The 7,762-nt window shown below is 32.1% G+C and carries 6 protein-coding genes; all 6 read left to right on the forward strand.

Translation table 11 applies throughout. The features are described 5' to 3' along the window. The coding region (locus BLW20_RS14805; protein WP_218143530.1) for a hypothetical protein at nucleotides 1-183 on the forward strand (183 nt) is incomplete at its 5' end. A gap of 67 nt (nucleotides 184-250) precedes the next feature. Continuing rightward, the gene (locus BLW20_RS13975) at nucleotides 251-1,585 is read left to right on the forward strand and encodes a DNA adenine methylase (protein ID WP_091102686.1); all 1,335 of its coding nucleotides are present in this window, start codon (nucleotides 251-253) and stop codon (nucleotides 1,583-1,585) included. Next, complete coding sequence (locus BLW20_RS13980) at nucleotides 1,578-2,555, forward strand: Dam family site-specific DNA-(adenine-N6)-methyltransferase (protein WP_091102689.1); 978 nt, start codon at nucleotides 1,578-1,580, stop codon at nucleotides 2,553-2,555. The genes BLW20_RS13975 and BLW20_RS13980 overlap by 8 nt, the downstream gene beginning before the upstream one ends. Continuing rightward, entirely contained in the window at nucleotides 2,555-4,123 is a 1,569-nt protein-coding gene (locus BLW20_RS13985) for an AlwI family type II restriction endonuclease (protein WP_091102691.1), read from the forward strand. Before BLW20_RS13980 ends, BLW20_RS13985 begins: the two co-directional genes overlap by 1 nt. After that, nucleotides 4,124-6,334 (forward strand): AAA family ATPase, encoded by a 2,211-nt coding sequence (locus BLW20_RS13990; RefSeq protein ID WP_091102695.1) that lies wholly within the window; start codon nucleotides 4,124-4,126, stop codon nucleotides 6,332-6,334. A gap of 385 nt (nucleotides 6,335-6,719) precedes the next feature. Next, on the forward strand, nucleotides 6,720-7,637 hold the full coding sequence (locus tag BLW20_RS13995) for a hypothetical protein (protein WP_091102698.1): 918 nt from the start codon (nucleotides 6,720-6,722) through the stop codon (nucleotides 7,635-7,637). Nucleotides 7,638-7,762 lie beyond the last annotated feature (125 nt).

Consider the following 7,762-nt stretch of genomic DNA (forward strand, 5'->3'; position numbering starts at 1 on the left):
CCAGCCGCTACGCGGACTGGCGCACATCAAGCGGTTTTGCACAATTCCGACCCGAGCAAAGCTCGGTCGAAACTGCGCAAAGCCGCCGGGCCGTTGTGCGACACCCTAAAACCCACCGCACATTTAGCACATTTTGGTTTTTCAACCGCACAAACCAACGCTACAAAAACCAAAAAGAGCTAAATTTTTCCCACGCTCGACCGACATAAATCAAAACATTATTCCTATATTTGACGAAAATTGTCAAATTATGTTGGATACTTTAATTTCAATTGGAGATACGCTAAAGGAAATAAGAGAAACTAAAGGATTTCACTTACAAGAAGTTGCGGAAAAAACCGCTATCAATTATACTTCATTGAGTAGAATTGAAACAGGAAAAAGACTTCCGACAAAACCGCAAGTACAAATATTAGCTTCATTTTACAGTTATAGTGAACAAGAACTAATTAAACATTTGATTAGCGATAAAATATTATACGAAGTTCAAAATGAAGATTTTGGGCTTGAAGGTTTTCATCTTGCCGAACAAAAAATAAAGTATGGAAACACACTTTTTAACGACTATGAAAATTTAGAAAAATTTGAATTACATAGTCGAAGATATATTGGAAATAAAGCAAAATTGACCGATTGGATAATGCAAATTATTCAACAAGAAACTACAGGAAATGACACTTTTATAGATATATTTTCGGGAACATCGAGTGTTGCAAAAGAAGCGATGAAAACATATAAAAATGTAGTGCTGAATGACATTTTATTTTCCAACAATATTGCTTACCAAGCATTTTATGACAACAAAAAATGGGATTCTAAAAAACTAATTGACATTATTAACGAGTACAATACTTTAAATCCGCAAAACATTAGAGAAAATTATTTTTCTAAAAATTTTGGAGGTAAATTTTACGAAAAAGATATTTCAAAACTAATCGGATATATTCGTCAAGATATTGAAAATAGAAAGAAAGAACTAAACTCAAAAGAGTATGCAATTCTTTTAACTTCGTTAATTTATACGATTGACAGACTTGCAAATACTGTTGGGCATTTTGACGCATACATCAAAAAACCAATCACAAAACGACCTTTAAATTTCCGTTTAATTCAAACCGAAGATTTTGCAGGAGCAAAAATTTACCGAGAAGATTCCAATAAATTGGTTAAAAAACTGAAAGGCGACATTGCCTATATTGACCCGCCTTACAATTCACGACAATACAGCCGATTTTACCACATTTACGAAAATTTGGTGCAATGGAAAAAGCCCGAATTACACGGAGTTGCTTTAAAACCCGAACCCGAAAATATGAGTGAATATTGCACATCAAGAGCAAAAAATGCTTTTAAGGATTTGGTTGAAAATTTAGATGTAAAATATTTGGCTGTTTCTTACAACAACACATACAAATCAAAAAGTAAATCTTCTGCAAACAAAATCAAATACGAAGAAATTTTAGAGATTTTAAACAACGTTGGAGAAACACAAGTGTTTGAGCAATCGCACAAGTATTTCAACACAGGAAAAACCGATTTTAACGACCATAAAGAATTTTTATTTCTAACAAAAAAATATGACTAACCATAGTAAAACATATCGTTCGCCATTATTCTACGTTGGAGATAAATACAAATTATATCCAAAAATCAGCAAATATTTCCCTAAAACGATAAATCGTTTTATCGAGCCATTTACAGGTGGCGGTTCTGTTTTTCTCAACGTAAATGCAAATGAACATCTATTAAACGATATTGATACAAATGTTATCAATATTCATCAGTTTTTAATGGAACAATCGGAAAATCCGAAAGCATTTTTTGATAACGTTTTTGATATTATTCAACAATACAATTTATCACATTCGTACATCAAAGACATTGTTCCTCAAGAATTAAAAAATAAATGGATAAAAACATATTACGCAAAATTTAATAAGCAAGGATTTGATAAATTAAAAACTGATTATAATTCAAGTAACGAAAAAAGTGTTTTGCATTTATACTTGCTTTTGATTTATGGTTTTAACAGAATGTTGCGTTTTAACTCAAAAGGAGAATATAACTTGCCTGTTGGAAATGTAGATTTTAATAAAAATACAGAAACTGCATTACACGATTATTTTCGTTTGACAAAGCAGAAAAACATACAGTTTTTCAATTTAGATTTTTTAGACTTCTTTCAACAAATTGAATTTCAAAAAGATGATTTTGTTTACCTTGACCCACCCTATTTAATCACATTTAGCGAATACAATAAACTTTGGAACGAAGAAACAGAAAAACGTTTGCTTGATTTTTTGGAATGGTTAGATTCACAAAATGTGAAATTTGCAGTTTCTAATGTTTCACACTACAAAGGAAAAATCAATCAACAATTTTTAGAATGGAGCAGACAACATAATTCTTTTAATATAAAAAGCAATTACATCAGCTATCACGACAATTCAAACAAAGAATTTAAAGAAGTTCTGATTACAAATTATGAACCTGAAATTATTGTCCCAACACAAGAAACTATAAACTTTACAGAACTTGAAACTGTATTAAGATAATGGCAAAGAAGAAAATTAAAAGACAAGCAACTTACAAACAAATGGCTTTTGAAACAGCCGTTAGAAATCCCGAACGATATATCGAAATACTTGGAGCAATTTCAGAATTTGAAGGAATAATCTTGAATGATGAAAATCTTCTTAAAATCGTTTCAAAATTATATGTCGATGGAATTGTTTCAAGTGATGAAATTACAATCATAGAAAACACAACAATCGAAGATATAAAAGGTCAAGTGCAAAATGTAAACAGTACTCGCAGAGCTGACGGTGGTTTCCCAGCAGGATATGCTTCACGTTTTTGGACATATATGAGAACTCCGTCCGAATTAGGCTTTGTCTATGCACAATACAACGAACCTTTTAAATTGTCTGAAATTTGTAAAAAACTAATTGCAGGAGAAATAGACGAACAAGAAGCGTTCTCAATACAAGCCGTAAAATATAATCGTAGAAATCCTTACCGAAACGTAAGTAATGATTTTAACTTCTTTACATTTATTATGAACGTATTGCTAACGCTAAAAGCAAAAGGGAAATCATTGAGTTATGAGCAATTTATTGTTGCAATGTTTAGCCACAATGGAAATGTGAACGAGTTCATCACTCTGTTGGAAAACAATACTTTTAAAGATTTTGATGAAGTGTTTGATTTCGTTACAAAAGAATACAAAGTCAATACCAAATTCAAAACCATAACCCAAGATTATCCCGATGTAGTTCGCAGGGTTTTTATTATTTCGGGCTTTATAACCATTCGTTTTAGTGGTAAAAAACTCATTCAGATAAACGAAAGCAAACTCAAATACATTCAAGAATTATTAAAGTTTGATTTCAAACTTTCGGAAGAAGAAAAATCTAACGCATTAAGCTATTTCAGCAGATTAGACGCTCAAAATAACACGTTATTAAGACTTATTCAAACCGCAAGAAAAGAAGATCTAATAGACGGAGAACAGTATGTAAACAAAATTTTCAGCATTATTGATGACTACAAAATTGACGAAGAAATTATTTTAGAAAGCATTGAAAAAATCGGCACAAAAAGAACAGTTATAGATGAGTTTAGAGAAATTCCAGACCCACTAAAATTGGAGTTTTTCATTTCAATTTTAATCGCTTTGAAATATGGTAAACAATATGCCATCCGACCAAATTACAAAGCAGACCATATTGGAAAACCATATTCACACGCACCAGGAAACAAGGGAGATATTGAAATTTTCTCAAAAGATATTTATTGGCTTATTGAAGTTACTTTAATCAGAAACAAAACCCAACAGCTAAATCACGAAACAGCAAACGTAATAAGACATTTGTATTCTAACGAAGAATTTAGCGATAGACTGACGAAATATTTGTCATTCATTGCCCCAACAATTCATCAAGACGTTAGAGAATTTTTTGATTTCTCAATCGTAAAAAGTCGTTCAAGTGAATACAATGTAAGTATAAAACCTTATGATTTACAGGAGTTTGTAGAAGTTACGCAAAGTTGTGGGAATTTTGAGGATATGAAAGTTTATACAAGCCAAGTAATAGAAAGTTTTAGAAATAATTTGAATTAAATGATAACGCAAATTGACATAAAAAATGTAGCGACATACGACAATCAAGGTGTAAGATTTGACGATTTGAAAAAAGTCAATTTTATTTATGGTGCAAATGGTTGTGGAAAGACAACGATTTCAAACTTTGTTCACGACACATCAGACCCAAAATTCAATAGCTGTTCTTTAACTTGGCAAAATGATTTGCCCTTAAAAGTGTTGGCTTACAACAAAGAATTTAGAGAACGAAACTTTGGAAAAGGTAAACTAAATGGAGTTTTTACACTTGGAGAAGCTACTGCCGAGCAAATCAAAGAAATTGAAAAGAAAAGCGAAGAACTTAAAACAATTAAAGCTGACGGAATACAAAAACGAGAAACATTAGACAAACAAAAAAAGGAAAAAGAGGATTTAGAAAACGATTTTAAAGAAACTACTTGGACGAAAGTTTACAAGAAAAATGAAACAGCTTTTAAAGAAGCGTTTCAAGGTTCAATGCAAAAAGAAACATTCAAAAATAAACTTTTGCAAGAAGCCGAAAACAACAATGCTCAATTAGAAACACTTGAAAATTTAAAAGAAAAATCCGAAACGATATTTGGCGAACAACCTCAAAGAATTGACCCAATAAGTCAAATTTCTTTTGATAGAGTTTTAGAAATTGAAACAAATGATATTTGGAAGAAAATCATTGTCGGCAAAGCCGATGTTGATATTGCCAAACTAATTCAACGATTAAATATCAATGATTGGGTTAATCAAGGTAGGGATTACATTCAAGACGACACTTGCCCTTTTTGCCAACAAAAAACAATAGATGAGGATTTCAAAAAGCAAATCGAAAGTTTTTTTGACGAAACGTATTTAAGCGACATCAAACGGCTCAAAGAGTTAAAACAAGAATACAATACTTTAACTCAAAACATCATTAACCAATTAAATACGATTGAAACAAACCAAAAAGCTTTTGATAACACCAAACTTGATATAGACAAGTTTTCAGCTTACTTAAAAACGTTGACAAGCCAAAACACAACGAATAATGAACTTTTAAATAACAAAATCAAAGAACCAAGCAGAAGTATAGAATTGCTTTCTATCAAGGAACAAGCTGATTTAATAACAGAATTAATTGCCCAAGCAAACGCTGAAATTAAAAAACACAATGACATTGTTGCCAATTTTGCAACAGAAAAAAGCAATCTAATAAAAGCTATTTGGAAGTACTTAATTGAAGATTACAAAACAGATATTACAACATTTAATGGAAAGAAAAACGGTTTAGAAAAAGGCATAGAAAATTTAGAAAAACAACGTAAAGAAAAACTTGACGAATACGATAAATTAGATGTTGAAATCAAAAATCTAAACAAGAATGTTACAAGTATTCAACCAACGATTGATGAAATAAACAGAATTTTAAAATCTTACGGATTTTTAAATTTTGAAATTGTTCCTGCACAAGAAGAAGGGTTTTATCAAATTCAACGTGAAGACGGAACAATAGCTGAAACAACTTTAAGTGAAGGGGAAATCACATTTATTACTTTTCTCTATTATCTACAATTAACAAAGGGTGGAATTTCAGAAGATGAAGTAAACAATGAAAGAGTTTTGGTAATTGACGACCCAATTTCAAGTTTAGACAGTAATGTTTTGTTTGTCGTTAGCACACTAATCAAAGATATTATTAAAAACATAAAAGCAGATATTGGAAACGTAAGACAGTTGATTTTATTAACTCACAACGTTTATTTTCATAAAGAAGTTTCGTTTATTGACGGAAGAACGAAAATTGACAACAAAACAAATTTTTGGATTTTGCGAAAAAACGACAAGGTTACAAGTTTGCAAAGTTTCGCAATGGAAAATCCAATTCAATCTTCGTATGAACTTTTATGGCAAGAATTGAAAAGTGACGGATTAAAATCAAGTCTAACAATTCAAAACATAATGCGTAGAATAATTGAAAATTATTTTAAGTTACTTGGAAAATACGGAGATGATGACTTAATTCTAAAATTTGAAACCAAAGAAGAACAAGAGATTTGTAGGTCTTTAATTTCGTGGATAAATGACGGTTCTCATAGTATAAATGACGACTTGTTTGTCGAACTTCAAGACAGAACTGTTGAGGCATATAAAAAAGTTTTTAAAGACATATTCGTATTGACTGACCACGTTGGACATTACAATATGATGATGTGTGAAGCCGACACACAAGCGTAAGCACATTTGCAATTACTCACGATTTTTTTATAATAATTTTGGAGTTCGTGAACTTACGTTTCGCACAAGCCAACCGCACAAAGCCAAAATTGCAAAAGAGCTTTCGCTTCCCAACGCTGAAGGACAAACGGAATGAAAAAAGAAGGGCGACCGCACAACATCGGTTTTGCAAAAGAGCGGGGTTCAATCTAAATTGAAAGATTGTGCATTTTAATCCGCAAAAACCATTTTTCTTTTGCTCTTTTTTGTAATTTAGCAAAAAGCAAAAATGGTTTTGCTACGTTTGTGCAAAGTTGAAAGTTCCGTCTTTCTATTCCGCTCCTTCGCAAAGCCGTAAACCGTTATGCCTCATTGTAAAAGACGACACAACAAATAAAAACGGACGATGAAAATAGAAGACATTTCAATTTTTGGTGAATATAAACAAGCGGAAAACAGAGTGACTGCTGCTTTTTTACAAATTTGTAAGGTTGGTGGCGAAGACTTTATTCGTTTTCTGACAAACCAGCTTAACATTCAACTACCAAGTAGTGAAATAGAAATTCAATCGCAAGTAAAAGGAACAGGAACTGTTCCAGACGGACTTCTTGAAAGTAATTTTTCTTTTAAACTCTATGTAGAAAGTAAAATAAAACCAAATACTGTCAATGCGACACAACTGGCAGGACATCAAAAACAAATTGTAAATAGTAATGACTTTCTACTTTACTTAACGCCTGACGATAACAAACCAGCAATATTGGGAACAACTTATTGGGCAAACTGGCTTCAAATAATAAATACATTTAACGACTATCTACAAACTTCCCAATCAGACAATAAACAGCTACTTGAATTTTTAGTTGAGCATTTCAACACTCTGTTGGACAACTTAAATTTACTTGGCTACACGTGGGACTTGAATAATGACAATGTAATTATTGTTGCAGGTTCTTGGGCAGAAGGTGTTGCATTAAATTATAATTATTACATCTGCCAAAATAAAAGGTCATTCAAAGCAGCAAGGTATCTTGCCTTTTATAACAACAACCAAATTCGACACGTTTTTGAAATTTCAAAAGCCCCAGAAGATGACATAAACTTATCTCTTCGACCTGAGTTTGCTACTTATCTAACACAAGCGGAGCCAGGTTATTCAGGCGAATTGAGAAAAGTTTTTACTCTAATAAATGCTCAAAATGTTGGACCTGTAATTAACGACAATATAGATAAGAACGGAAATCCTTGCCCATACACATACGGACAACCGAGATATACAAAACTACCAACTTTACAAACGGCAACACGGACATCTCAATTATGACGAAAGATAAACAACGAAGGCATAACAGGCGGTCGAGTAAGCAAGGGCATTTCAGCCCAAGCTTCTCACAGAACCGTACGTGAAAGTCTCCCCTCATACGGCTCTTGATACATCCATCTTACTGA

Source organism: Paenimyroides marinum (assembly GCF_900108395.1).
Classification (GTDB): domain Bacteria; phylum Bacteroidota; class Bacteroidia; order Flavobacteriales; family Flavobacteriaceae; genus Flavobacterium; species Flavobacterium marinum.